This is a genomic window from Actinobacillus porcinus, from assembly GCF_901764995.1.
Taxonomy (GTDB): domain Bacteria; phylum Pseudomonadota; class Gammaproteobacteria; order Enterobacterales; family Pasteurellaceae; genus Exercitatus; species Exercitatus porcinus.
Genome location: NZ_CABFKI010000011.1, coordinates 52,421 through 79,272, shown reverse-complemented (window position 1 = coordinate 79,272; position 26,852 = coordinate 52,421). Strand labels below are relative to the sequence as shown.

At 42.9% G+C, this 26,852-nt stretch carries 21 protein-coding genes and 3 pseudogenes; 10 read left to right on the top strand and 14 right to left on the bottom strand.

The window, feature by feature from the left end; genetic code table 11:
• The 8 genes and pseudogenes from E7T07_RS08720 to ung form a co-directional block, all read right to left on the bottom strand.
• A pseudogene (locus tag E7T07_RS08720) lies at positions 1 to 153 on the bottom strand (IS4 family transposase); the annotation flags it as partial.
• A 108-nt stretch (positions 154 to 261) separates the two neighbouring features.
• Positions 262 to 564, bottom strand: a pseudogene (gene rhuM, locus E7T07_RS08710) (RhuM family protein); the annotation flags it as partial.
• A 287-nt stretch (positions 565 to 851) separates the two neighbouring features.
• On the bottom strand, positions 852 to 1,208 hold the full coding sequence (locus E7T07_RS08705) for an MmcQ/YjbR family DNA-binding protein (RefSeq protein WP_135710758.1): 357 nt from the start codon (positions 1,206 to 1,208) through the stop codon (positions 852 to 854).
• Positions 1,209 to 1,450: 242 nt separating this feature from the next.
• Positions 1,451 to 2,854 carry a glutamate synthase small subunit GltD family protein gene (locus E7T07_RS08700; RefSeq protein WP_135710757.1) on the bottom strand — a complete coding sequence of 468 codons (1,404 nt, stop codon included), beginning with the start codon at positions 2,852 to 2,854 and terminating at the stop codon, positions 1,451 to 1,453.
• Between the two features lie 163 nt (positions 2,855 to 3,017).
• Positions 3,018 to 7,484 (bottom strand): glutamate synthase large subunit, encoded by a 4,467-nt coding sequence (gene gltB / locus E7T07_RS08695; protein WP_246046202.1) that lies wholly within the window; start codon positions 7,482 to 7,484, stop codon positions 3,018 to 3,020.
• Between the two features lie 189 nt (positions 7,485 to 7,673).
• A complete protein-coding gene (locus E7T07_RS08690; protein WP_135710756.1) occupies positions 7,674 to 8,291 on the bottom strand; it encodes an HI_0983 family protein in 618 nt (205 codons plus the stop codon).
• A 56-nt stretch (positions 8,292 to 8,347) separates the two neighbouring features.
• Positions 8,348 to 9,115, bottom strand: coding sequence for a peroxide stress protein YaaA (yaaA, locus tag E7T07_RS08685; protein ID WP_135710755.1), 768 nt, complete (start codon positions 9,113 to 9,115; stop codon positions 8,348 to 8,350).
• 5 nt (positions 9,116 to 9,120) lie between these two features.
• Positions 9,121 to 9,789, bottom strand: coding sequence for a uracil-DNA glycosylase (gene ung / locus E7T07_RS08680; protein ID WP_135710754.1), 669 nt, complete (start codon positions 9,787 to 9,789; stop codon positions 9,121 to 9,123).
• A gap of 267 nt (positions 9,790 to 10,056) precedes the next feature.
• Here ung and grcA point away from each other — a divergent pair, with 267 nt between their 5' ends.
• The 6 genes from grcA to era all read left to right on the top strand — a co-directional run bounded on the left by grcA (position 10,057) and on the right by era (position 15,684).
• The gene (grcA, locus tag E7T07_RS08675; protein WP_115636529.1) at positions 10,057 to 10,440 is read left to right on the top strand and encodes an autonomous glycyl radical cofactor GrcA; all 384 of its coding nucleotides are present in this window, start codon (positions 10,057 to 10,059) and stop codon (positions 10,438 to 10,440) included.
• A 332-nt stretch (positions 10,441 to 10,772) separates the two neighbouring features.
• Positions 10,773 to 11,069: a HigA family addiction module antitoxin gene (locus E7T07_RS08670; protein ID WP_135710753.1), complete on the top strand. Its 297-nt coding sequence runs from the start codon at positions 10,773 to 10,775 to the stop codon at positions 11,067 to 11,069.
• Between the two features lie 183 nt (positions 11,070 to 11,252).
• Entirely contained in the window at positions 11,253 to 13,046 is a 1,794-nt protein-coding gene (gene lepA, locus E7T07_RS08665; RefSeq protein WP_135710763.1) for a translation elongation factor 4, read from the top strand.
• A 13-nt stretch (positions 13,047 to 13,059) separates the two neighbouring features.
• On the top strand, positions 13,060 to 14,082 hold the full coding sequence (lepB, locus tag E7T07_RS08660) for a signal peptidase I (protein WP_135710752.1): 1,023 nt from the start codon (positions 13,060 to 13,062) through the stop codon (positions 14,080 to 14,082).
• Between the two features lies 1 nt (position 14,083).
• The gene (gene rnc, locus E7T07_RS08655) at positions 14,084 to 14,758 is read left to right on the top strand and encodes a ribonuclease III (RefSeq protein WP_135710762.1); all 675 of its coding nucleotides are present in this window, start codon (positions 14,084 to 14,086) and stop codon (positions 14,756 to 14,758) included.
• 8 nt (positions 14,759 to 14,766) lie between these two features.
• On the top strand, positions 14,767 to 15,684 hold the full coding sequence (gene era, locus E7T07_RS08650) for a GTPase Era (RefSeq protein WP_135710761.1): 918 nt from the start codon (positions 14,767 to 14,769) through the stop codon (positions 15,682 to 15,684).
• A 143-nt stretch (positions 15,685 to 15,827) separates the two neighbouring features.
• Here era and E7T07_RS08645 read toward each other — a convergent pair whose 3' ends face one another.
• The 6 genes from E7T07_RS08645 to iolB form a co-directional block, all read right to left on the bottom strand.
• Positions 15,828 to 16,784, bottom strand: coding sequence for an ABC transporter permease (locus E7T07_RS08645; RefSeq protein ID WP_135710751.1), 957 nt, complete (start codon positions 16,782 to 16,784; stop codon positions 15,828 to 15,830).
• 37 nt (positions 16,785 to 16,821) lie between these two features.
• The gene (locus tag E7T07_RS08640) at positions 16,822 to 18,336 is read right to left on the bottom strand and encodes a sugar ABC transporter ATP-binding protein (protein ID WP_135710750.1); all 1,515 of its coding nucleotides are present in this window, start codon (positions 18,334 to 18,336) and stop codon (positions 16,822 to 16,824) included.
• Between the two features lie 39 nt (positions 18,337 to 18,375).
• Positions 18,376 to 19,311, bottom strand: coding sequence for a sugar ABC transporter substrate-binding protein (locus tag E7T07_RS08635; RefSeq protein WP_135710749.1), 936 nt, complete (start codon positions 19,309 to 19,311; stop codon positions 18,376 to 18,378).
• A 68-nt stretch (positions 19,312 to 19,379) separates the two neighbouring features.
• A complete protein-coding gene (locus E7T07_RS08630) occupies positions 19,380 to 20,315 on the bottom strand; it encodes a substrate-binding domain-containing protein (protein ID WP_135710748.1) in 936 nt (311 codons plus the stop codon).
• A gap of 575 nt (positions 20,316 to 20,890) precedes the next feature.
• On the bottom strand, positions 20,891 to 22,027 hold the full coding sequence (locus E7T07_RS08625) for a Gfo/Idh/MocA family protein (protein ID WP_135710747.1): 1,137 nt from the start codon (positions 22,025 to 22,027) through the stop codon (positions 20,891 to 20,893).
• A gap of 64 nt (positions 22,028 to 22,091) precedes the next feature.
• A complete protein-coding gene (gene iolB / locus E7T07_RS08620) occupies positions 22,092 to 22,925 on the bottom strand; it encodes a 5-deoxy-glucuronate isomerase (RefSeq protein WP_135710746.1) in 834 nt (277 codons plus the stop codon).
• Positions 22,926 to 23,142: 217 nt separating this feature from the next.
• On the opposite strand from iolB, the gene E7T07_RS08615 reads away from it, so the two are divergent.
• The 4 genes and pseudogenes from E7T07_RS08615 (at position 23,143) to E7T07_RS08600 (ending at position 26,826) form a co-directional block, all read left to right on the top strand.
• Positions 23,143 to 24,654: a CoA-acylating methylmalonate-semialdehyde dehydrogenase gene (locus E7T07_RS08615; RefSeq protein ID WP_135710745.1), complete on the top strand. Its 1,512-nt coding sequence runs from the start codon at positions 23,143 to 23,145 to the stop codon at positions 24,652 to 24,654.
• 120 nt (positions 24,655 to 24,774) lie between these two features.
• Positions 24,775 to 24,879 (top strand): annotated as a pseudogene (lptM, locus tag E7T07_RS11120) (LPS translocon maturation chaperone LptM); the annotation flags it as partial.
• A gap of 72 nt (positions 24,880 to 24,951) precedes the next feature.
• The gene (lysA, locus tag E7T07_RS08605) at positions 24,952 to 26,199 is read left to right on the top strand and encodes a diaminopimelate decarboxylase (protein ID WP_135710743.1); all 1,248 of its coding nucleotides are present in this window, start codon (positions 24,952 to 24,954) and stop codon (positions 26,197 to 26,199) included.
• 9 nt (positions 26,200 to 26,208) lie between these two features.
• Entirely contained in the window at positions 26,209 to 26,826 is a 618-nt protein-coding gene (locus tag E7T07_RS08600; protein ID WP_135710742.1) for a glutathione S-transferase family protein, read from the top strand.
• Positions 26,827 to 26,852 lie beyond the last annotated feature (26 nt).

The window sequence follows — 26,852 nt, the reverse complement described above, 5'->3', positions numbered from 1 at the left end:
TTTGGTTGGCAGGTTACGGCCAAGTTCGGTAAGAGTGAGAGTTTTACAGTCAAGTAAGGCGTGGCAAGCCAACGTTAAGCTGTTGAGTCGTTTTAAGTGTAATTCGGGGCAGAATTGGTAAAGAGAGTCGTGTAAAATATCGAGTTCGCACATCTTGTTGTCTGATTATTGATTTTTCGCGAAACCATTTGATCATATGACAAGATGTGTATCCACCTTAACTTAATGATTTTTACCAAAATCATTAGGGGATTCATCAGCACCACGCATTGATTTTACACGGTAACCGACAGAAATAATGACATCGAGATTGTAGTAATCTATTTCACGTCGAACCTCCCTTTCCCCTTCCATTTGAACTGTTGCATTTTTTGCAACGGTTAAATTTCGTTCTAATTCACCTTCATTAAATAGGTTGCGAATATGACGAGAAATTACGGATTTATCCCGATCAAATAGCGTTGCCATTTGATCTAAACTAAGCCACACCGTTTCATTATCCAATGAAACCTGTAAGGAAATTTTGCCGTCTGCGGACGTATAAAGTTGAATTTGGTTTTGCATCATTGAGCCTATAAAACTAATCATTCTCTGTATTTGCCAACTGCCGAGAAAAGCTCGGTAGTTGAATTTGAACTTGTAAGAAATTCTTAGTAGTTAAAATTTAATCAATTATTTTGAGTGGTTGCATTTTTTGCAATAACTTAATTTTGACGTAAACATAAAAGAAAACCACAATTAAGAAAACAACAAGCGGTGATTTTTTCGATCAAGATCACAAAAATAAAAAGCGGTGGGATTTCCTGATTTTTTTGCAATTCGCAAAATTTCTCAAAAACCCCACCGCTCTTTTACTTCTTAAACGTTAAACTAAAACTTTCATCAAGCAGCTCATAAAGCAAGGTGTCATCAATTTCCGCTAAATTTAAGCTCAACCAATGCTCTTTATTCATATGATAAGCAGGATAAACGCCTTTGATCATTCGTAGAGAACCGATTTCTTCGGGCTTGGCTTTGACGTTCAATACCCAAATTTTTTCTATTGCATTTAAGCCGATTTTATTTGCCTCAATATTCATCAACACCGCAAACCATTTGCGATGATGACAATGGCGAAACACCGCATAATCAGGAAATTTTGCCCACGGATATTCAGGCTCAACGCCATAGCGTTGTTGAATGTGAGCGAAAATATTCTTTAAATTCATTGCTATTATCCATTTACATCATTTAGGTAATAAACCGTTTATACCTTGTTTATCGAATGCTCGCAACCACTGGCTAATAATATCTCGACTAGGGTTTCGTTAAGCTGAAAATGCTGACGAGTTAATGAGCAACTTTTACCATGTTGAAGATAAAATTAAGTAAGCATTTATTACCAACAAAAAGCGCGGTCATTTTTATGCAAATTTTGACCGCGCTTTTATTTATGCAGATTAAACACAAACTAAATAGCTAAATATTCCAAAATACTTTGTGCGGCATCTCGCCCTTCAGCAATGGCTGTCACCACTAAATCTGAGCCACGGGTAATATCGCCGCCGGCGAAGATTTTCGGGTTCGCGGTTTGTTGTTTAAGTTCACCGCTGGCTTGAATCCGTCCGCGGCTGTCCACATTAACGCCAACAGATTGCAACCAAGGCATAGCATGAGGTGCGAAACCGAAAGCGACAATAATCGCATCGCAAGCTAAGGTTTCTTCGCTCCCTTCAATCACTTCCGCTTGACGGCGTCCTTGACTATCCGCATCACCCAAGCGCGTTTTCACTATTTTTAAGCCAATCACATTGCCTTTACCGTCTTTTTCCACCGCCACCGGTTGCGCGTTAAATTGGAATAACACACCTTCTTCTTTGGCGTTGGTATATTCTTTTTTCGAACCGGGCATATTGGCGGCATCGCGGCGGTAAACACAAATCACTTCCGCCGCACCTTGGCGAATAGAGGTGCGCACGCAGTCCATGGCGGTATCGCCACCGCCTAACACCACCACTTTTTTGCCCTCCATTGACACAAAATCAGGAGCGTTAAGTCCTAATAAATGCTGTGTGTTGCCAATTAAGAAAGGCAAGGCGGAATACACACCCTGTGCGTCTTCATTTGGAATATGGGCTTTCATCCCTTGGTATGTGCCTACTGCTAAAAATACCGCATCATATTGTGACACCAAACCATCAAGGGTGAGATCTTTGCCGATTTCCACGCCTAATTTGAACTCTACCCCCATTTCCGCAAAGATTTCGCGGCGGCGGCTCATGACGGATTTTTCTAATTTGAACGCGGGAATACCGAAAGTGAGCAAGCCGCCAATTTCTTGCTGGCGTTCATAAACGGTGACTTCCACGCCGTTGCGGATTAACACATCCGCACAGCCTAAGCCTGCTGGTCCTGTGCCCACAATCGCCACTTTTTTGCCGGTTTTTAGCCCTTTGACTTGTGGTCGCCAGCCTAATTCAAAGGCTTTTTCCGTAATATATTTTTCTACGTTACCAATGGTGACTGCACCAAATTCCGCATTCAGCGTACAAGATCCTTCGCATAAACGATCCTGTGGGCAAACGCGTCCGCACACTTCCGGCAAGCTGTTTGTGGTATGCGCCAATTCAGCAGCCTCCACAATGCGTCCTTCATTGGCTAAACGCAACCAGTTTGGAATATTATTGTGCAACGGACAACGGTTTTGGCAATAAGGGTTACCACATTCTAAACAACGGTCTGCTTGCGCTTTGGCTTGTTCATCAGTAAACAGGTTATAAATTTCAACAAATTCGGTTTTACGAATATTTAACGGGATTTTTGGCGGATCTACTCGCTGTAAATCGATAAATTGATAGACGTTTCCACGACCCATTTTGTATTCCTTCAATAATAACGTTTAAAATCACTCAATTTTCACCGCGCTTTATAACGCTAACCGATAAAGTGCGGTGTGTTTTTCTTTATTTTCAATATGATGACTGGGGCAAATGTGATTTGCCCCTACGCATTTTTTCCAAATGCATCACACCTTTCTGTTATTGAATTACTTCGCGCAATTCTGTCACGGTGCGGCGTTTATGTCCCAATAAGGCATCCACATCATTGGCTTTCGGTTTCACCAACACAAAGCGCGGTGCGTATTCTTCCCAGTGAGCAAGAATTCGTTCGCCGATTGCGCTGTGGGTCAATTCCACATGACGCGCGATCAGTCCGCGTAAATGCTCTTGATGAGTCGGTAAATCCGCCACATTCAAGGCTTCCACCAATTCAGGATTAATGCGCCCGCGGAAGCCGCCGTCCACATCTAACACATAGGCAAAGCCGCCGGTCATCCCTGCGCCGAAGTTAATCCCTGTTTTGCCTAACACGGTAACGACACCGCCTGTCATATATTCACAGCCGTTGTCGCCGATCCCTTCCACAATCGCCAATGCGCCGGAGTTACGCACCGCAAAACGTTCGCCCGCTCGACCTGAAGCAAATAATTCGCCCCCTGTTGCGCCGTATAAACAGGTATTTCCTGCAATGGTGGCGTCTTCTGCTTTAAACGCCACGCCGGTATGCGGTTTGATCACAATGCGACCGCCCGCCATACCTTTCCCCACATAGTCGTTGGCATCGCCAGTTAAGGTTAAGTTCACGCCACCGGCTAACCACACACCAAAACTTTGCCCTGCCGTTCCGGTTAAGTTGATATTGAATTCTTGCAACGGCGCGCCACGGTTGCCAAAGCGTTTTGCGATCACGCCCGATAAGGTTGCCCCCACAGAACGATCAAGATTGCTAATATCCAATTCCATTTCTGCACTTAAACCGCTTTCTAACGCGTCTTCCGCTTGCGCCATAATGGCTTTATTTAACAAGCCTTTATCAAAAGGTGGGTTGGTTTGGGTGCAATAGCGCGCAGAACCTTCAGGCACCACAGGGGAATAAAGCAATTTGCTTAAATCCAAGCCCCGTTGTTTGCCGGTTTGTCCTTCGATAATTTCCAATAAATCCGTGCGCCCGATAATGTCCGTTAATTTTTCTACGCCCAATTGCGCCAAAATTTCACGTACATCTTGCGCAATGAATTTGAAATAATTCATGGCTTTTTCAACGTTGCCGTGGAAATGATCTTTACGCAAGGTCTCATCTTGGGTTGCCACGCCGGTTGCGCAGTTATTTAAATGACAAATACGTAAATAACGACAACCTAACGCCACCATTGGGCCTGTCCCGAAACCAAAACTTTCTGCGCCTAAAATCGCGGCTTTCACAATGTCTAAGCCGGTTTTTAAACCACCGTCTACTTGTAGGCGCACTTTATGACGAAGATTATTTTCCACCAAGGCTTGTTGCGCTTCCGCAAGCCCTAATTCCCAAGGCGAACCGGCATATTTCACGCTGGTTAATGGGCTTGCGCCTGTGCCGCCGTCATAGCCGGCAATGGTAATTAAATCCGCATAGGCTTTTGCCACGCCTGTTGCAATGGTTCCCACACCGGGTAAGGACACCAATTTCACCGAAATCAACGCTTTCGGGTTAATTTGTTTTAAGTCGAAAATCAACTGCGCCAAGTCTTCGATAGAATAAATATCGTGGTGCGGCGGTGGCGAAATTAAGGTTGAACCCGGTACGGCATAACGCAATTGTGCAATGTAAGGGGTGACTTTATCCCCCGGTAATTGACCGCCTTCCCCCGGTTTTGCCCCTTGCGCCACTTTGATTTGGATCACTTCGGCACTCATTAAATAAGCCGGCGTCACACCAAAACGACCCGATGCCACTTGTTTGATTTTAGAGACTTTTTCGGTGCCATAACGTGCGGGATCTTCGCCGCCTTCGCCCGAGTTAGAATAGCCGCCCAAGCGGTTCATCGCCGCCGCTAAGGATTCATGGGCTTCCGGACTTAATGCTCCAATGGACATTGCCGCGCCGTCAAAACGTTTATAGAGATTTTCTGCGGGCTCCACTTGGTCAATATCAATGGCTTGTGCCTTTTCCGTATTCACTTTGAGCAAGTCGCGAATGGTGGTCACAGGGCGGTTATTCACCGTATCACGATACACTTTATATTTTTCATAATCCCCTGAGTTTACTGCCGCTTGTAAGCTATTCACCACTTCAGGATTGTACGCGTGATATTCGCCTTGTGGTTTAAATTTCAAGAAACCGCCCATTTCCAATTCTCGGCTTCTGCGCCATGCACGTTGGCGTGTTGCGGTGAGTTGCGCTTGTAAATCGTCAAATGAAGCCCCTTCTATGCGGCTGGTAATTCCCGGGAAGCAAAGTGCGGTCACTTCGCTGTTCATTCCCACTAACTCAAACAAACGCGCGCAACGGTAAGATGAAATGCAAGAAATCCCCATTTTGGACATAATTTTGTATAAGCCTTTGTTAATGCCATAACGGAAATTCGCCATTACATCACGTAAGGATTTTTTAATGGCACCGCTGTTCACCATATGCGCCAAGGTTTCGTAGGCAAGATAAGGATAAATCGCCGTTGCCCCTAAACCTAATAAGACCGCGAAATGGTGCGGATTGCGTGCTTCGGCGGTTTCCACCAAAATATTGGTATCACAACGTAAATTGGCGCTGACCAATTGATTTTGCAATGCGCCCACTGCCAATGCAGTCGGAATCGGCTGACGATCTTGAGTAATTTTGCGGTCGGAAATAATCAATAAAACAGAGCCATTTCTCACCGCACTTTTCGCTTGTTCACAGAGTTGCTCAATGGCTTGTTTAAGGTTACATTCTGCCGGATTGTAGGTGGCGTCTAACACTTGATGCTGATAATGTTCGCTTGGCAACGCCAAAATCTGTTGCATATCGGAATACACCAAAATCGGCGATTTGAAATTCACACGATTTGACATCCCTTCCGCTTCAAAGAATACGCTCATTTCGCGCCCAATGCTGGTGGCTAAAGACATCACATGGGCTTCACGCAATGGGTCGATAGGCGGATTGGTGACTTGGGCAAAATATTGGCGGAAATAATCAAATAACACACGTGGACGCTGGCTCAACACCGCAAATGGCGTGTCGTCCCCCATGGATCCCACCGGCTCTTGACCGTTTTCCCCTAATACACGCAACACATTTTCCAATTCTTCACGGTCATACAAAAATTGTTTTTGATAAACCTGAAGGGTTTCTTCATCCATGGTTGCTGCGCCAATCTCCGTATCAGGAATGGCTTCAAAAGGCGTTAAACGTTTTACGTTTTTATCCAACCAGCTACGGTAAGGATGACGGGCTTGCACTTCCGCATCAATTTCATCGGAATGAACCAAACGACCGTGTTTGGTATCAATGACTAATAATTGTCCCGGCCCGACACGTCCTTTTTCCACCACTTCATCGGGCGCATAATCCCAAATGCCCACTTCAGAGGCAATGGTAATTAAACGATCTTGGGTAATCACATAACGCGCCGGGCGCAAGCCATTACGGTCAAGGTTACAAGCAGCATAACGACCGTCTGATAACACGATACCGGCAGGGCCGTCCCAAGGTTCCATATGCATCGAGTTAAAATCATAGAAAGCGCGTAAATCATCGCTCATATCAGGGTTATGTTGCCATGCCGGTGGAACAAGCAAACGCATAGCGCGGAATAAGTCCATCCCACCGCACACAAATAATTCCAGCATATTATCAAGCGAGCTGGAATCCGAACCTGTTTCATTCACAAAAGGCGCGGCAGTTTGTAAATCCGGGATTAACGGGGTGCGATATTTATACGCACGCGCACGCGCCCAAGCGCGGTTACCTGAAATGGTGTTGATTTCGCCGTTGTGCGCCAAATAACGGAAAGGTTGCGCTAATTTCCAGCGGGGTTGAGTGTTGGTAGAAAAACGTTGGTGGAACAAACAAATGGCTGATTGCATACGCAAATCCGCTAAATCCAAATAGAATTTAGGCAAATCTTTTGGCATACATAAGCCTTTGTAAATAATGGTTTGATTAGAGAAGCTACAAATGTAGAAGTCGGGATGTTCGATACGTTTTTCGATACGGCGGCGCGCCACAAATAAACGGCGTTGTAAATCTTGTACTCGCCAGCCGCTTGGCGCATTAATAAAAATTTGTTTAATGGTCGGCATATCCGCCAGCGCGATAGCACCTAAGACATTCGGATTAATCGGTACATCACGCCATGCGGCAATTCCTAAGGTTTCGTTGGTAATTTCTTCGTTGATAATGGCGATATATTCTTGAGCTAATTTTTCATCACGCGGCAAGAAAATTTGCCCCACCCCAAAATTCTTCGCCAAAGAAAACCGGTTTTCTGCCGCAATGGCGCGGAAAAAACTTTCCGGCATTTGCAACGACAAACCACAGCCATCCCCTGTTTTGCCATCCGCCAGAATCGCACCGCGATGCTGCATGCGTGATAAACCTAAAATCGCGTTACGCACCACTTTATGGCTCTGCACGCCGTCAATATTGGCAATCAAGCCAAACCCACAGTTTTCTCGCTCAAGTGAACGATCATAAAGCATTGTCATATTTGTTTCCTGTAAAAAATAAAAGTCTAGAAGCTGTTTCTCTGTCAATAAACGCGCTTAAAAGCGCGGTCAAAACAAATTTAGTTTATATTTTTTCTAATAAAAATCAATTTAATTAAGCAAAAATACACATATAATACTTATTAATTAGATTCCTTCTAATTTTAACCACGCTTTATTTATATAAATTTAATTTCTTGTGGTTTGCGTTGTTGCTGGAGTACATTTCCACTGACAAGATAATTTTTCCAATCGTGCCATTTCTTTGTCAATGGCATATTTTTTCAAATAGCCAATAAGTTTAATTCTTCCCATATTCATTAACTTGTGGGTTTTTGGTACTTTGAGAATGTATTGATATTGGACAAATCCGCAGTTTTGGACGTTTTCGCCACGCGCTACGTTAACTTGCCAATTCGCTTGGGTGGGTGTGGGTGGGTAGATGACGAAGCTGTATAGGGCGTTGTTTTTTTGTTGTAGGTCGAAATGTTTTACCCCTGTGTTGTGGTAGATTTTTTCGCGCAACGCTTGGCGTTCAGTGAGCGTGCGTTGTTCTTGGTTGCGGTCGTGGAGTAATTCGATTTCGCTGTTCCAATTTTCTAGGGTGTCTTTGCCTTCGAGATAGACAAATCGGGCGATGGTGCCGAGATCGCTGTCAACGGTTAATTGGTAATTTTTGCCGTTATGTTGGATGTTTTTCGGTGCGTTGAGTTGGGTGTTTTTTTCGGGTTTTGCGTTGTCGGTCGGCGCGTTGGTCAGGGTGCAGCCGGTTAAAAGTGCGGTCATTAATAAGGTTGTTTTTTTCATATTGAGTTCTCGGTGGTTATTTTTTGGGGTGAAAAATATTTCGCCCGTACAGTTTGTTAATCTCGTTTAAACACCCATTCCGTTTCGGTTGAATTAATTTCATCAAACCAATATCCCTCTAAATCGAAGGCTTTAAGTTGTTCTGGTTGGGTTAGGCGGTTTTGGATAAGGTAGCGGCACATTAAACCTCGTGCTTTTTTGGCGTAGACGCTAATCACTTTGTATTTGCCGTTTTTGTTGTCTAGGAATATGGGTTTGATGATCCGTGCGTTGAGTTTTTGTGCTTTAACGGATTTGTAATATTCTTCAGACGCTAGGTTGATTAAGACATTGTCGCCTTGGGCATCAATGGCTTGTTGTAGAGATTGGGTGATGATGTCCCCCCAAAATGTGTAGAGATCTTTGCCCTTTGGGTTGCGTAAGGCCGTCCCCATTTCTAGGCGGTAAGGTTGCATAAGATCGAGCGGTTTGAGCAAGCCGTATAATCCTGACAGCATGGCGAGATGCGTTTGGGCAAATTTGATATCTTCGGGCGTTAAGCTATAAGCATCTAAACCTGCATACACTTCGCCTTTGAAGGCGTAAATGGCGGCGCGGGCGTTTTGTTCGTTATGGGCTTTTTGCCATTGAGCATAACGCGCGACATTTAATCCTGCGAGTTTGTCACTAATTGACATTAGGGATGCCAATTCGTCCGGGGTGAATTGGCGGCAAATTTGGATGAGCTGTTCGCTGTAGTCTGTTAAGTGCGGTTGTGTATATGCCAGTTTTGGGATGTCGCTGTCATAATCTAGGGTTTTGGCTGGGGAGATAATGGCTAACATGGCAATTAAATGTCCTTGAGTTGCCAGTTAATTGGGGTTAACTGGTGAGATTGTAAATAGTCGTTGGCTTGTTTGAAATGTCCGCAGCCTAAAAATCCGCGATGGGCAGATAAAGGCGATGGGTGAACGCTGGTTAGTACACGATGACGAGTGCGGTCGATAAATTGTCCTTTTTTCTGGGCGTGGCTACCCCATAGTAGAAAAACGAGATTATCGCGATGTTCGTTTAAGGCAACGATCACGCGGTCGGTAAAGGTTTCCCAACCCCAGTTTGCGTGGGAATGGGCTTGTCCTTGCTCAACAGTGAGTACAGTGTTTAATAGGAATACGCCTTGTTCTGCCCAAGGTAATAAATAGCCGTGGTTGGGGATGTGAAAATCGGGGTATTCGTTTTGTAATTCTTTATACATATTGAGCAACGATGGTGGTATTTTTACCGTAGGTTTAACGGAAAAGGCAAGCCCGTGCGCTTGGTTAGGCCCGTGGTAAGGATCTTGACCGAGAATCACCACTTTTACTTGTTCAAATTCCGTGAGTTTAAAGGCGTTAAATACTTCTTCTTGTGGTGGGTAAATGACGCGTCCGCTTTGACGCGCTTGTTTAACTTGCGCTAAAATTTGCTGAAAATAAGGCTGTGTTTTTTCTGCGCCAATCACGTCTTTCCAAGTTTTCATCGGGGTTTCCTTTGCGTTTTTGAGCTTGATTATAAAGAAGTGCGGTGAATTTCGGTAGTTTTTTATCAAACAGATCTTGATAGCCACATAAAAAATAGGTATTCTTCACACATTGAATTTGACTTGGGTCAATTTACCTATTAAATGTATTAATATTTAAAATTGATTAAAATCAAAAAGCAGTTGATCTATTCAAATTTTTTGATAAAATTTGCAACAACTTTTGAAATTTAATTTAAATTCCCAACAGCCATATGGAGGCAAAAAATGATTAAAGGTATCCAAATTACTCAAGCTGCAAATGATAGCTTATTAAACTCTTTCTGGTTATTAGACGCAGAAAAAGGTGAAGCACGTTGTTTAGCTGCGAAAAAAGATTTCACAGAAGACCAAGTTGTTGCAGTAAGCGAATTAGGTCAATTCGAATATCGTGAGTTACCAATTGATGTTAAACCAACTGTTAAAGTTGAAGGTGGTCAACACTTAAACGTTAACGTTTTACGCCGTGAAACCTTAGAAGATGCGGTTAACAACCCAGACAAATACCCACAATTAACTATCCGTGTTTCCGGTTATGCAGTACGTTTCAACTCATTAACACCGGAACAACAACGCGATGTTATCACTCGTACTTTCACTGAATCTCTATAATTCTGAAAGTCTGTTAAATTGACGATACCCTGAGGTTTGCCTTGGGGTATTTTTTATTGGTGTTTTTTCCGATATTATGTAGCCGTTGCACAAGACGGTCGTTGAGCCTGTCGAAACGTAAGTCTTGGGCAGTAAACGCTGAAATGTCTTATGGTTCGACAAGCTCACCAACCGCCATTTCAGCTTTGTGCAACTGCCACATAATACCGCTCCCTGAACATCGGGCAAAAAATATTTTGCCCCTACAACCCCGCCCCTGCGGGGCGGCACCATGCATAACCGTGGGTGTCAACCCACGGCATCAACTACGTAGATACCATTAGGAGTAAAATATGCAGATGTTCAACCCACCGCATCCAGCGGAAATTCTTCGAGAAGATATATTACCGGAACTTGGTTTAACCGTAACGGAAGCCGCAAAACAGCTTGGTGTCAATAGAGTGACGCTTTCTCGGTTGCTTAATGGTAAATCAGCCATTACGGCTGAAATGGCTTTGCGTTTACATGCTTGGTTAGGTGAAAATAGCCCTAGCCCTGAAAGCTGGTTACACCAACAAGCAGACTATGATTTGTGGTTAGCATCCCAAAAAGCCGTTTTTTCCGTTATTCCTGCGCCAACTTTTGCTTAGTTTTCTTTTACGTTTGTTTTCAGGGCGAAAATATTTCTCCCGTACAACAAATAGTCGTCTATTTCCTTGACGCAAATACGTCAAAAAATACTCTGCCCCTAGAAGTTCTTACGCCTTTCAGGTACAATTCTTTGATTAAACTTTTTACAATCCATTTCTTATTATTTTGATTTTAACTTTATGATGAAAAACATTCGTAACTTTTCCATTATTGCTCATATTGACCACGGTAAATCTACCCTTTCGGATCGTTTAATTCAAACTTGTGGCGGTTTGTCTGATCGTGAGATGGAAGCGCAGGTTTTGGATTCGATGGATCTTGAGCGTGAGCGCGGTATTACTATTAAAGCGCAAAGCGTCACCTTGAACTATAAAGCCAAAGACGGCGAAACCTATCAGTTGAACTTTATCGACACCCCCGGACACGTGGACTTTTCTTATGAAGTTTCCCGTTCATTGGCGGCTTGTGAAGGCGCGTTGTTGGTGGTGGATGCGGGGCAAGGGGTGGAAGCGCAAACCTTGGCGAACTGTTATACCGCCATTGAGATGGATTTGGAAGTGGTGCCGATTTTGAACAAAATTGACTTGCCTGCGGCAGATCCTGAGCGCGTTGCGGAAGAAATTGAAGATATTGTGGGCATTGATGCGATTGATGCCGTTCGTTGTTCCGCCAAAACCGGGGTGGGCATTGAAGATGTGCTAGAAGAAATTGTGCATAAAATTCCTGCGCCACAGGGCGATCCTGATGCGCCATTGCAAGCCTTAATTATTGACTCTTGGTTCGATAACTATTTGGGTGTGGTGTCACTGGTTCGGGTGAAAAACGGGGTAATTAAGAAAGGCGATAAAATTAAGGTGATGTCCACAGGGCAAGCCTATAATGTGGATCGTCTTGGTATTTTTACGCCGAAGCAAGTGGATACGACTGAGCTGAAAACCGGCGAAGTAGGCTGGGTGGTTTGTGCGATTAAGGATATTTTAGGTGCGCCGGTGGGCGATACGTTGACTCATCAGCACAATAGCGCCACTGAAGTGTTGCCTGGGTTTAAGAAAGTAAAACCGCAGGTTTATGCGGGTTTGTTCCCTGTGAGTTCCGATGATTATGACGCTTTCCGCGATGCCTTAGGGAAATTAAGTTTAAACGATGCGTCTTTGTTCTATGAACCTGAAACATCCAGTGCTTTGGGCTTTGGTTTCCGTTGTGGTTTCCTTGGTTTGTTGCATATGGAAATTATTCAGGAGCGTTTAGAGCGTGAATATGATTTGGATTTGATCACCACCGCACCAACGGTAGTGTATGAAGTGGAACTCACAAATGGTGAAATTGTCTATGTGGATAGTCCGTCTAAATTACCGCCGTTGAATAATATTCAAGAAATTCGCGAGCCGATTGCGGAATGTAATATGTTGGTGCCACAGGAATATTTGGGGAATGTGATTACACTTTGCGTGGAGAAACGCGGTGTACAAACCAATATGGTGTATCACGGTAACCAAATTGCATTGACCTATGAAATTCCGATGGGTGAAGTGGTGTTGGATTTCTTCGACCGTTTGAAATCCACTTCGCGCGGTTACGCGTCTTTGGATTACGGTTTTAAACGTTTCCAAGCGGCAAATATGGTGCGTGTGGATATTATGATTAACGGTGATCGTGTGGATGCCTTGGCGTTGATCGTTCATCGTGATAATTCGGCGTATCGTGGACGTGAACTTGTGGAAAAAATGAAAGAATTGATTCCACGTCAGCAATTTGATATTGCGATTCAAGCGGCAATCGGTAACCAAGTGATTGCGCGTTCAACCGTGAAACAATTGCGTAAAAACGTGTTGGCGAAATGTTATGGTGGTGACGTGAGCCGTAAGAAAAAACTGTTGCAGAAACAGAAAGAAGGTAAAAAACGTATGAAACAATTGGGTAACGTTGAAGTGCCGCAAGAAGCGTTTTTAGCCATTTTACACGTAGGTAAAGATTAATTTAAGGATAGTTATGTCTAAACTTTTTCTTCCCATTTTATTAGTGGTGGGCTTTGGACTTTGGAAAGTGTTGGATTATTTGCAATTACCCAATACGTTTTCCATTTTGTTAATTTTATTGACCGCACTTTCGGGGCTGTTGTGGTGTTACCATCGTTTTTCGGCAATTCCGCGTCAAAAGCGTCAAATTGCGCGTTTGGAACAGCGCAGCGGTAAAACCTTAACGGAAGAAGAAAAAGCGCAGGTTGCGCCTATTGGCGAAGGCGAGAGCTTTATTGCGTCTTTATTCCCTGTGTTGGGCTTTGTGTTAATTTTGCGTTCTTTTGTATTTGAGCCGTTCCAAATTCCGTCACAATCTATGGAGCCGACTTTGCGTGTAGGCGATTTTATTGTGGTGGAAAAATACGCTTATGGCATTAAAGATCCGGTGTTTCAAAATACCTTGATTGAAACAGGCAAAGTACAACGTGGTGATGTGGTGGTTTTCAAAGCACCGCCTGCGCCGAATGTGGATTATATTAAGCGCGTGATTGGGATTGGTGGCGACCGTATTTTGTACAATGAAATCGACCGCACTTTGACCTTAATTTATGGGCAAAATGGCGTGCCTTGTGAAGAAAATTGCACGGTAAAAACCTTTACTTATAGCCAACCGCAAGCCAACGATGAATTTAAGGCGATTATGGGCAAAGATCAGAATGGTAAGTTGATTTATGGCCCAAGTATGTTGGAGTTAACGGAAAACGGCGATGTGAGCCATAAAATTCATTGGTATCCTGAGCCGATTTCGGAAGGGTTCCGTTATAAAGACTACGCGAAACAAGAATATTATGTCACGGAATGGGTTGTGCCTGCAGGTCATTATTTTATGATGGGCGATAACCGTAATATGAGTGAAGATAGCCGTTTCTGGGGCTTTGTTCCTGAGAAAAATATTGTTGGTAAAGCGACCTTTATTTGGTTGAGTTTAGATAAGAAACCGAATGAATGGCCTACGGGTATTCGTACCGAACGTTTATTTACGAAAATTCAGTAATATGCATCATTTAGAGAGATTACAGCGTAAGATCGGCTATGAATTTGCCGATCTTGATTTATTAAAACAAGCCTTAACCCATCGAAGTGCGGCGAAAATTCATAACGAACGCTTAGAGTTTTTAGGCGATGCGATTTTAAATCTCACCATTGGAGAAGCACTTTTTCAACAATTTCCGCAATGCAACGAAGGGGAATTAAGTCGCATGCGCGCCACTCTGGTACGTGAGCAAACACTTGCGGAACTGGCAAAAGTCTTTGAACTTGGCGACTATATGCTGTTAGGGGCGGGCGAGTTGAAAAGTGGTGGGTTTCGCCGTGCGTCCATTTTAGCGGACTGTGTGGAAGCCATTATTGGCGCGATGTCCTTAGATAGTAGTTTGCCTAAGGCGATGGAAATTGTGCGTTTTTGGTATACGGATTATCTTGCCAATATTCAGCCGGGGGAAAATCAGAAAGATCCGAAAACCCGTTTGCAAGAATATTTGCAAGGTAAGCGTTTGCCGTTGCCGAATTATAATGTGACGGATATTCAAGGGGAAGCCCATTGCCAAACCTTTACCGTTGAATGTACCGTATCAAATATGGATCGTATTTTTATTGGTGTCGCAGCCAGTCGCCGTAAAGCTGAGCAAGCTGCGGCAGAGCAAATTTTGACAGAATTGGGTATAAAATGACAGAAGAAATGTTAGCCGTTGACGGCAATGAAGAAACCTATTGTGGGTTTATTGCGATTGTGGGGCGTCCTAATGTCGGGAAATCCACCTTGCTCAATAAAATCTTGGGACAAAAAATTTCCATTACATCCCGTAAAGCGCAAACGACACGCCACCGCATTGTGGGCATTCATACGGAAGGCCCTTATCAAGCGGTTTATGTGGACACACCGGGGTTGCATATTGAAGAAAAACGCGCGATTAACCGTTTAATGAACCGTGCGGCAAGTTCAGCGATTGGGGATGTGGATCTGATTATTTTTGTGGTGGACGGAACCCATTGGAATGACGATGATGAAATGGTGTTAAACAAATTGCGTCAAGCCAAAGCCCCTGTGGTGCTTGCCATTAACAAAATTGATAACATCAAAAATAAAGATGAGTTATTGCCTTTTATCAATGAGATTACTGCCAAATTTGATTTTGTTGAGATTGTGCCGATTTCAGCACAACGTGGTAATAATGTACATAATTTGCAAAAAATTGTGCGTAAGTCATTGAAAAAAGGGATTCATCATTTCCCTGAAGATTATGTGACTGACCGTTCACAACGTTTTATGGCATCAGAAATTATTCGTGAGAAATTAATGCGTTTTATGGGCGAAGAGTTGCCTTATTCTGTGACGGTAGAAATTGAGCAGTTTAAATTGAATGAACGCGGCGTGTATGAAATTAATGGCTTAATTTTGGTTGAGCGTGATGGTCAGAAAAAAATGGTCATTGGGCAAGGCGGACAAAAAATTAAAACCATTGGCACAGAAGCGCGCCAAGATATGGAACGTTTGTTTGATAATAAAGTTCACTTAGAGCTTTGGGTGAAAGTGAAATCAGGCTGGGCAGATGACGAACGCGCCTTGCGTAGCCTTGGTTATATGGAAGATTATTAAACAAGATGAAACGGCGGTTGGTGAGCCTGTCGAACCATGGTTGGTGAGCTTGTCGAACCACCGCCTTTATGCACAAGACTTACGTTTCGACAAGCTCAACGACCGTCTTGTGCAAGTGCTACAGCATACCGACATTTTATATACTACGCGCCTTTTTTACGGCGTTTTAAAGTATCAAGCAATACGGCTACAACAATAATGCCGCCTTTTACAATTTGTTGCCAATATGGGTCAACGCCGAGCATATTCAAACCTTTGTTTGTGGTACCAATGATTAACGCGCCGATAACACACATTGGAATCGTACCAAAACCACCACTTAATGATACACCACCAATTACTGCTGCCGCGATAGCATCTAACTCCCAAGCTAAACCGTAAGATGGGTTACCTGCGTAAGTACGTGCAGCTAATAATGCACCGGCAAGACCGGATAATGCACCGGCAAAGGTATAAACAAGAATTAAGGTTTTTGTTGTATTAATACCGCAAATTTTGGCTGCATTTAGGTTACCACCCACGGCATAAACATGACGACCAAAGGTTGAACGGCTTAATAAAATATGTGAGCAGATAACAATAATGATGTAAAGCATCACTAGACCCGGTAAGCCAAAGATGCTGACATCTGAAATCCAAGTAAAGGCTTCTGATGATGCATCGATTGGACGACCATTAGAGTAAAGTTGTGCTGCACCACGCGCAATAATCATCATCCCTAATGTCGCGATAAATGGCGGAATGCCACCAAGTGCGGTCAATCCACCGTTAATTGCACCAAGAAATGCGCCAAGTGCGAGAGAAATGGCAAAGGCAAGAATGGCTGAACTTGCCGCATCGCCGCCGGTGACGATTGAGGCGGCAACAACAGATGTTAAAGCAACCATTGAACCTGAAGATAAGTCAATCCCTGTGGTAATAATCGCGAAAGTCACACCAATTGCGATGATACCAAACATAGAAACTTGTTCGATAATACTCCAAACCGTACGTGCAGAGAAGAAACCATCAATCGATGCAGATAATACTAGAAACAAAGCAATAAGAATAAACACCATTCCATATGCATTGAGAATTTTTTTCAAAGTTGCTTGTGACATAATACATACCTCATTTAAACAATTTGATTGTCCTATTTTATTGAGTAAGTCCTGATGCTAGGGCTAAGACTCGCTCTTGGGTTAATTCGTGATGTGGAATAATGCCGGCTTGATGACCTTCGTGCATCACCATAACGCGGTCGCTCATTGATAATAATTCCAACATATCAGAGGTAATCATAATGATGGTTTTACCTTGTTTTGATAATTCAACCATCAATTTATAAAGCTCTGCTTTGGCACCAACATCAATCCCTTTTGTTGGCTCATCCAAAATAAGAATATCCGGCTCAAGCAATAACCAACGTGCTAACAAAACCTTTTGTTGATTACCGCCTGAAAGATTATTCGTGATAACGTCCACATTCGGCGCTTTAATTTTGAGCTTATCTTTTTGCTCATTCGCGGTTTTTTGCGATTTAGTGACAGAAACCAAGAAATTCTCTAAATAAGGTGACATTTCCGGCATAATCATGTTGTCAGTAATACTTAAATTTAAGAATAGGCCTGTCAATTTACGATCTTCTGTTACAAAACCAATTTTATATTTCATGGCATCGAGTGGATTGTGAATTTCTACTTTTTCACCACGAATATAAATTTCACCACTATCCGCTGGTTTATAACCGAATAGGCTTTCAACAATTTCAGAACGTCCGGCTCCCACTAAGCCTGCGATACCAAAAATTTCTCCCTTGCGAACACTAAAGCTAACATTTTCATATTTACCTTCTCGGGTGAAATTTTTGATTTCTAGGGCGATTTCATCAGAGAGTTCAAAACGTTCTCGTTGGAACATTTCCGACATATCGCGTCCAACCATCATCGAAATTAGCTCTTCTTTGGTCACTTCCGCGGTAGGTTTAGTACCAACATATTGACCATCACGAATCACCGTAATCTCATCTGAAACTTTAAATACCTCATCTAATTTGTGCGAAATAAAGATAATGGCAATGCCGCGAGCTTTAACAGTTTCAATAATTTTATAGAGCTGTTCCACTTCTCGCTCTGTTAGTGCGGTCGTTGGTTCGTCCATAATGATAACTTTGGCATCATTAGAAACCGCGGTTGCAATGGCAACTAATTGCGCCTTGGCAACGGAAACATCAGACATCTTCGCTGTCACATCCATTGGCACGCCAAGATCTTTAAGAATTTCTTCGGCCTTACGATCCATTTCTTTTTGATTAAGGAAAAAACCGCCTTGTGTAATTTCACGCCCTAGATAAAAATTATCCGCAATGGTTAAGTTTGCTGCCGGGGAAATCTCTTGTGGCACCATGGTTAAACCACTGCGAATAGCGTCAATCGGACGGCTTGGTTTAAAGGGTTGATCATCAAGAATTAACTCACCGCCATCATCGGGAATATAAATACCATAAAGCACTTTCATTAAAGTAGATTTCCCCGCGCCATTTTCCCCCATCAGCGCGTGAACACTCCCACGTTTAACTTTTAAATTAATTCCATCTAATGCTTTTACCCCTGGAAATGTTTTAGACACATTTCGCATCTCGAGAATGTATGGAGAACGATTTAAATCCGTCATTGAGAACTCCTTAACTCTGATTAGAAGTTTTTATCGTTGTTACTCTTTATATTTACTTATATAGAGATCTTTCTTATCCGGTGTCACCAATTCAAAAGGAATCCATTTATATTTAGGAACATCCTCTCCTTTTGCTGCTTTATAGATCATTTCTGCACTCGCTCGACCCTGTCCTGAAGCAGATTGATAAATAGTTGCATCTAATCCTTTACCTAAATACTCCAACGCATCAGGTGTCGCATCGATACCTACAATTAATAAATCCTCATCTTTTAAACCGCGCTTTTGTGCTGCAAGTAACGCACCAATCGCCATTTCATCATTGTTACTTAAAATGACTTTGATATTTTTATGGGCAGCCAATAAATTTTCAGTAATATCCATTGCTTTGGCGCGATCCCATTTCGCTTCTTGTTTGCTCACAACTTTAATTTCGGGATGTTTAGCCAGTATTTTTTCATTACCTTCTGTTCGTTTAATTTGAGCATCCCAACCTAGTGGCCCCATTAAAATAATGGCTTCAGCAGATTGACCTTTTAATTGTTGAATAATGAAATCAGATTGCATTTCACCAGCTTTAATCTCTTCAGAACCCACATAAGTTGATACATATTTCATATCTTCATCTTTAGGTTTACTTGTTACAACAACAAGAGGAATTTTCGCTTTTTTCGCTTTTATACCAATGGCTTTCATAATGTCAGGATCTGTTGGCATAACGAGTAAACCGTCAACATTAGAATGGATAAATGTTTCAACATCATTTAACATTTTGGCTGGATCAGAATTTGCATCTGCATATTTAAATTTGACGTCTTGCATTTCTTCATCAAATTTCTTCATTGCGTCTTGTAAATAAGTTGGGTACTTATCTGCTAAGCTATACATTGACACACCAATAACAAGCTCTTTTGCTGATACAACTGGAGCTAAGAGAGTTAATCCTAGTAATGTAGGTAGTAATTTTTTTAGCATAAGATAATCCTCGACATAACAGGAGATAAAAGGGCAGAGTCTAAAAACACTACCCTTTATTAAGTGAATTATTTATATTTCGCTTGATATTTTTCTTTATCTGCAGGAACAACAAGTTCGAATGGAACCCAGTTTACATGCTCGACTTTCTCACCTTTTGCGGCTTTATAGGCAGTTTCGGCACCTGTGTAGCCTTGACCTTGCGCTGATTGGAACACGGTTGCATCCAAACCTTTACCTAAGAACTCAAGAGCATCAGGGGTTGCATCAACACCTACGATAAGCACATCTTCATCTTTAAGACCAAGTTTTTTCGTTGCTAAGTATGCACCGATTGCCATTTCATCGTTGTTACTTACGATAACATTGATTTTTTTGTTGGCTGCAAGCACGTTTTCAGCGATAGTTTGACCCCTGTCGCGTTCCCATTTACCTTCTTGTTCTGAAGAAACTTTGGTATTTTTGTGTTGAGCAAAGATCTCTTTTACGCCTTCAGTACGTTTTGTTGCTGCATCTTGTCCTAATACACCCATTAATACGAGAGCTTCCGCATCTTTACCATTCAGTGTATTAATCACATAATCTGCTTGAATACGTCCTGCTTCAATTTCATCTGAACCCACATAACTTGTGACTAATTTCATATCTTCATCATTTGGTTTGCGGTTCACAACAATAAGAGGAATATTCGCTTTTTTCGCTAAACGTCCAATTTTTTTCACAATAGTCGGATCCGTTGGAACAACTAATAAGGCATCGACTTTTTCATGAATAAAGTTTTCTACTTGGCTGAGTTGTTTTTCCGGGTCAGCATTGGCGTCAGTTAATTTGATTTCAACATCATCATGTTTGGCATCAAAATCACGCAAAGAATCTTGTAAATAGGTTTGCCATTTATCGGCAAAGGAAACCATTGGCGCACCGATGACGATATTTTTCGCCATTGCCACTTGTGAAGTTAATAATAAACCACCGCATAACATTGCTAATAATGTCTTTTTCATAACGCTACTCCTAAGAGACTGAGTGTTAATCCAACTGAGAAATACGGCTATATTGCACAAACCCATTTGTGAATATAAATTTCAACTTTATGACAATTTGAAACAAATTGTCTGAATTATGTATATCATTTAGCAATCACGTCTGCAATCATGATGTTGCAATTTTGTGAAGTAGATCGTGTTTTTTGTGTAAAATTTTTAAGTTAAGGGAGAAAAAGAAAAAAATAAGTCAGATTGCTGACAAAGTTCATTTTTGAAAAAACACCTAGCACGAGCCGTGCCAGGTTCGTTAAACCCAGCCCCGCTGGGGCTGAAGAAAAGAGCCGCAGAGCGGCTCAGATTAAGTAACCCTATACGGCTCGTATAGGGTATGTCATCGGTCTAATAAGTGGACTGCTGGTAAAATTCATATTTGCGCCATAACCTAGCACAAGACGGTCGTTGAGCTTGTCGAAACGTAAGTCTTGTGCAGTAAACGCTGAAATGGCTTATGGTTCGACAAGCTCACCAACCGCCATTTCAGCTTTATGCACGGGCAGGGTTTATCAACGATCTAGTCAGATACCCCATCCCCCCTAAACCACGCTCGTTACATCAACCCAACGTTTTTCATGGCAAGAAAGGGCGATGGCATCAAGGACGCGTGAAACTTTAAACCCTTCTTCAAAATCAGGGTACATGGTTTGGTTATTGGCAACGCCATTGACCAAATCGCGAATTTCTACGGTTTTTTGATCGTTAAATCCGATGCCGTGTCCTGCGCTGACGCAGAAGTTTTTATAATCAGGGTGTAACGGCCCGGTCAAAATGGTTTTGAAACCTTGGCGAGCAGGGTCATCGCTGTGAATATAGAGTTTCAATTCCGCCATGCGTTCTTGAGTATAGGTGATGGTGCCTTTGGTGCCTGTAATCACATAGCTAAGCCCCATTTTGCGTCCGCTGGCAATGCGAGAGGTTTCAATGGTTCCCATACAACCGTTTTCAAAGCGTAAAAGTGCGGTGGCTTGATCTTCATTTTCCACAGGCAGATATTCCGCTAAATTTTGTGGATTGCGGCGTTCTTTAATCACTGTTTGCATATCGCCGATCACAGAAACGATATCTTGCCCCACAAGATATTGCGCCATTTGCACAATATGCGCGCCTAAATCGCCCAAGGTACCTAAACCCGCTTTGGCTTTGACACAATGCCAATCTAACGGCGCGTCTGCGCTGGCGAGATAATCTTCATTGTGTGTGCCGTAAAAATGAATGACTTCACCGATTTCGCCACGTTCAATAATTTCTTTTGCCAATTGAGTTGTTGGGTTTTTGATATAATTAAAGCCCACTAAAGTTTTGACGCCGGCTTGCTGTGCGGCTTCATACATCATTTTCGCATCCGCAGAGGTCAACGCGAGCGGCTTTTCCGAATAGACCGTTTTGCCATGTCGAATAGCTTCTAAAGCGATTTCTTTGTGCAAAAAGTTCGGGGTGCAAATATCCACCACATCCACATTCGGATCGCTCACCACATCGTGCCAATCCCCTGTAGAACGTTTAAAACCAAATTCTTTGGCTTTTTGCACGGCAAGTTCCGGTGTAATTTCGGCTAAATATTCCAGTTCTAGCTCACCGTCTAAATTGAAAACCGTTGGTGCTTGTGCATAAGCAATGGCGTGGCAACGACCGATATAACCTGTTCCAATTAAACCAATTCTAACTTTTTTCATGGTAGCCACCTTATTTTCCTATAAAAATAAAAAGCTAAGAGATTCAATCCCTTAGCTTTATTGATTATTCACCAAATTTATCCGCATACGCTTGAGAATTGACCCAAAAATGATCAGGCTCCCAAGTAAATTTCCATTGACGCACAGGACCCGCCATCACATTCAAATAATAGTTGTCATAGCCTGCCATTGTGGCGACCGGGTGATAGCCTTTCGGCACTTGCACCACATCGCCGTCATAAACCGCCATACATTCATCTAAAGTGCGGTCGTCTGTGTAAACTCTTTGCAAGGCAAAACCTTGTGCCGGCGAGAAGCGGTGATAATAGGTTTCTTCCAAATAGGTTTCTGTTTCGCTCTGTTTATTATCGTGCTTATGGCTTGGGTAAGAACTGGTATTGCCTTCATCGGTGAACACTTCCACCACCAACAACGCATCCGCAGGTTCGGTTTCAGGCAAGATATTATGTACCAAACGCTTGTTATTGCCGAAACCGCGAGTCAGTACACCCACATCTTCAGGACGAATAACGCGCACCGGTAAATTGCCTTGACTTGGCGCACGACAAACCGCTAATTCCAAATAGCTGTTTGCCATAATTTTAACGGTTTTATGATGGGGAACGTAAACGGAATAAGGGGGAATTTTTTCAAAGGGTGAATGACGATTTCCCAGATTTTCAAAGGTCGCATCATCCACTGAAATCGTAGCAAAGCCCGATACCAGCACAAAACAAGCTTCGGTATTTTCAGTATTAAAATCGAGAACTTGCCCTTCATTTAAATGATACATTTCAAAACCAACATATTCCCATTTAGCACTTTCCGGCGTAATTTTTTGCACTTCGCCATTGGCTTTAGGGGCTTGCTTGCCTGATTTAGACAATAAATAGCTCATACCTTTCTCCTATATAAAGAAAAATCTCAGAGAAATAATACGCTTTTGCTTAAAATTCGCTATAACATTTTTTTAAAAATAAGACATAGATCACAAAATGAAATATTTATTTTATTTTTCATTAAAAATGAATTGATTTTTTTGAGCATAAGCCTATGCTATACCAAGGCAAACTGCTGTGCCGATGAGATGATTTATTTTATGTAAGGAGTTAAGAATGGAAACAGTTTATAACTTTATTAATGGTAAACAGGTTGCAAGCAAAGGCACTGAAATTCATCCGATTTACAACCCAGCAACAGGTCAACAAATCCGCCAAGTGGTCATGAGTACCCCTGAAGAAGTCAATGAAGCCATTGATGTGGCACAAGCGGCATTTCCTGAGTGGTCATCCACACCGCCACTTCGCCGCGCGCGTATTTTATTTAAATTTAAAGAACTGTTGGAACGCGATTGGGATGAATTGGCAGCATTAATTACCGAAGAACACGGCAAAACTTTCTCAGACGCACAAGGGGAACTACAACGTGGCTTAGAAGTGGTCGAGTTTGCATGCGGTATTCCACACTTACAAAAAGGGGAATTCTCAGAACAAGTAGGCCGTGGCATTGATGTCCATTCCACCATGCAACCATTAGGGGTCACCATTGGGATCACACCATTTAACTTCCCGGCTATGGTGCCAATGTGGATGTTCCCTGTGGCATTAGCTTGCGGTAATACCTTCATCTTAAAACCCGCCAAAGCTGACCCAAGTTTATCCGTTCGTTTAGCGGAATTATTAAAAGAAGCCGGATTGCCGGACGGCGTATTTAATGTGGTTCATGGCGGTCGCCTCGATAATGAAATTTTATTACAAGATCCACGTGTTAAAGCGGCAAGTTTTGTGGGCTCAACGCCAGCGGCAAAAAGTGTTTATAGCGTAGGTTCAGCCCATGGCAAACGCGTTCAAGCATTAGGTGCGGCGAAAAACTTTGCCTTAATTATGCCTGATGCAGATATTGAATTTACCGCCAACGCCTTATTGGGGGCAGCTTATGGCGCGGCAGGCGAACGCTGTATGGCACTTGCGTTAGCGGTGACCATTGATGATGCCACTGCAGATAAATTGGTAGAAGCCTTAATTCCAAAAGTTCAAGCTCTTCGTTTCGGTCCAGGCATGACGCCAGCAGGTGAAAAAGAAATGGATTTCGGCCCATTAATTACCCAAGATCACTTAAACAAAGTGACTGGCTATATTGATCAAGGGGTGAAAGAAGGCGCGGAATTATTAGTCGATGGTCGTGGTAAAAAACCGGCCGGTTTTGAAAATGGTTTCTTCATTGGCGGCACCTTGTTCGACAAAGTCACTAAAGATATGGTGATCTACCAAGAAGAAATCTTTGGTCCGGTGCTAGGCATTGTGCGTGCTCATAGCTTTGAAGAAGCCATGGAAATGATTAACAATCACCCATACGGCAATGGTACGGCAATCTTTACCGCAGACGGTGGCGCAGCGCGTGAATTTACGCATCGCGTTCAAGTGGGTATGGTTGGCGTGAATGTTCCGGTTCCTGTGCCAATTGCTTACCACTGCTTCGGTGGTTGGAAAGATTCCGCTTACACCACACTAAATGCTTACGGCCCGGATTCTGTGCGTTTCTACACCAAAATGAAAACCATCACCACACGCTGGCCAAGCCGTGCCGTATTAGAAGGTGATGCTTCATTTAGTATGCCAACCATGTAATTTCAGGCAAATCCTATAAAAAGACTTAACCCGAGAAGAGAGCCAACCGCTCTCTTCTTTTTTATCTTTAACGCAAAATAGTGTAGAATCTTTGTCATATTTGCTCATAAGGAATTCACAATGAAAAAACGCATTTCTCTTCTTGTTTTAACCGCACTTTGTAGCCTACTGACGGCTTGCGGTGTCAAAGGTCCGCTTTATTTTCCTGCGGAAGACGCAGCACAAAATCAACCCCAACAACTACAACAAGAACACCAACAACAACCGAATCAAACACAACCACAATAGGATAAAACTATGGATTTTTTCCAATACAAAAATAACCAACTTTATGCCGAAGATTTACCTGTGGCACAACTCGCACAAGAATTTGGCACGCCGCTTTATATCTATTCCAAAGCCACGCTCGAACGTCATTGGCACGCCTTTGACAACGCCTTTGGCGACCATCCGCATTTAATTTGCTTTGCGGTAAAATCAAACTCAAATATTGCGATTTTACAAACCATGGCAAAACTCGGTTCCGGCTTTGATATCGTTTCTCAAGGCGAACTTGAACGCGTACTTATCGCCGGTGGCGATGCATCCAAAGTAGTCTTTTCCGGCGTAGCAAAAACGGAAAAAGAAATCGAACGCGCCCTTGAAGTGGGCATCCGTTGCTTTAACGTAGAAAGCCAACCCGAGTTACTGCGCATCAATGAAGTTGCAGGCAGAATGGGAAAAATCGCACCAATTTCATTACGCGTCAATCCCGATGTGGATGCCAAAACGCACCCTTATATTTCCACGGGATTAAAAGAAAATAAATTTGGGGTCAGTGTTGAACAAGCTCGCGAAGTTTATCGTCTTGCCGCCACCTTAGAACACGTTAAAATTACCGGCATGGATTGCCATATCGGTTCACAACTCACGGAACTACAACCGTTCTTAGACGCTACAGATCGTTTAATCGTGCTCATTGAACAATTAAAACAAGATGGGATTGTTCTTAAACATTTAGATCTTGGCGGTGGTTTAGGGGTGACTTACACCGATGAAACACCACCACATCCAACGGATTACACCAAAGCGTTACTAGAAAAATTAAAAGCGTTTGATCTTGAAATTATTCTTGAACCCGGTCGCGCCATCTCTGCGAATTCAGGGATTTTAGTAACCAAAGTGGAATACATCAAAACCAACGAAAATCGTAATTTTGCCATTGTGGATGCAGGGATGAACGACATGATCCGCCCGGCACTTTATGAAGCGCATATGAATATCGTTGAAATTGACCGCACTTTAGAACGAGAAAAAGCCATTTATGACGTAGTCGGCCCGATCTGCGAAACCTCTGACTTCTTAGGCAAACAACGCGAATTAAGCATTGCCGCAGGCGATTATCTTGTTCAACGTTCCGCAGGCGCATACGGCGCAAGTATGAGTTCAAACTACAACTCACGACCACGTACCGCGGAAGTTATGGTCGATGGCGACAAAGCCTATTTAGTCCGCCGCCGTGAAACTTACGAAAATCTATGGCAATTGGAAAATCTCTTAGCATAAGGACATAACATGAAACTTTATTACTTAAAAGGCGCATGCTCACTGGTGCCACACATTGCCCTTGAATGGGTCGGCAAACCTTACGTGGCTATCGAAGCAAGCCGTGAAGAAATCAAAAAACCTGAATATTTAGCACTCAATCCACAAGGCTCCGTGCCACTATTAATTGATGGTGATTTTGTCTTATCACAAAATATCGCCATTTTAAGTTATTTGGATACGCTCAACCCCGAAGCCAAATTATTTGGAAGCAAAACCGCCCAAGACAAAGCTAAAGCCATGAAATGGCTGGCGTTCTGCAATGCCGATTTACACAAAGCATTTGGGCCATTATTCCACTTACCTGATTATGCAAAAGGCAACGAAGAGTTAACCAATAACATTCGTCAAGCCGCCGCTAAACAGGTTCTTACCTTGTTGACTATCGCTAACGAACATTTAAGCCAACACCTTTATTTTGGCGAACAACTTTCTGTCGCGGATATTTACTTATACGTAGAACTCCGTTGGTGCAAACTTATCGGCTTAGACTACAGCCCACTCGTTCACCTAGAACCTTTCTACCAACGCGTCAGCGAAAACCCCGGTGTCAAAGCCGCACTAGCCAAACAAGGGCTACCGGCTTAGTTTAAAATAGCAAAAATAAAAACCGC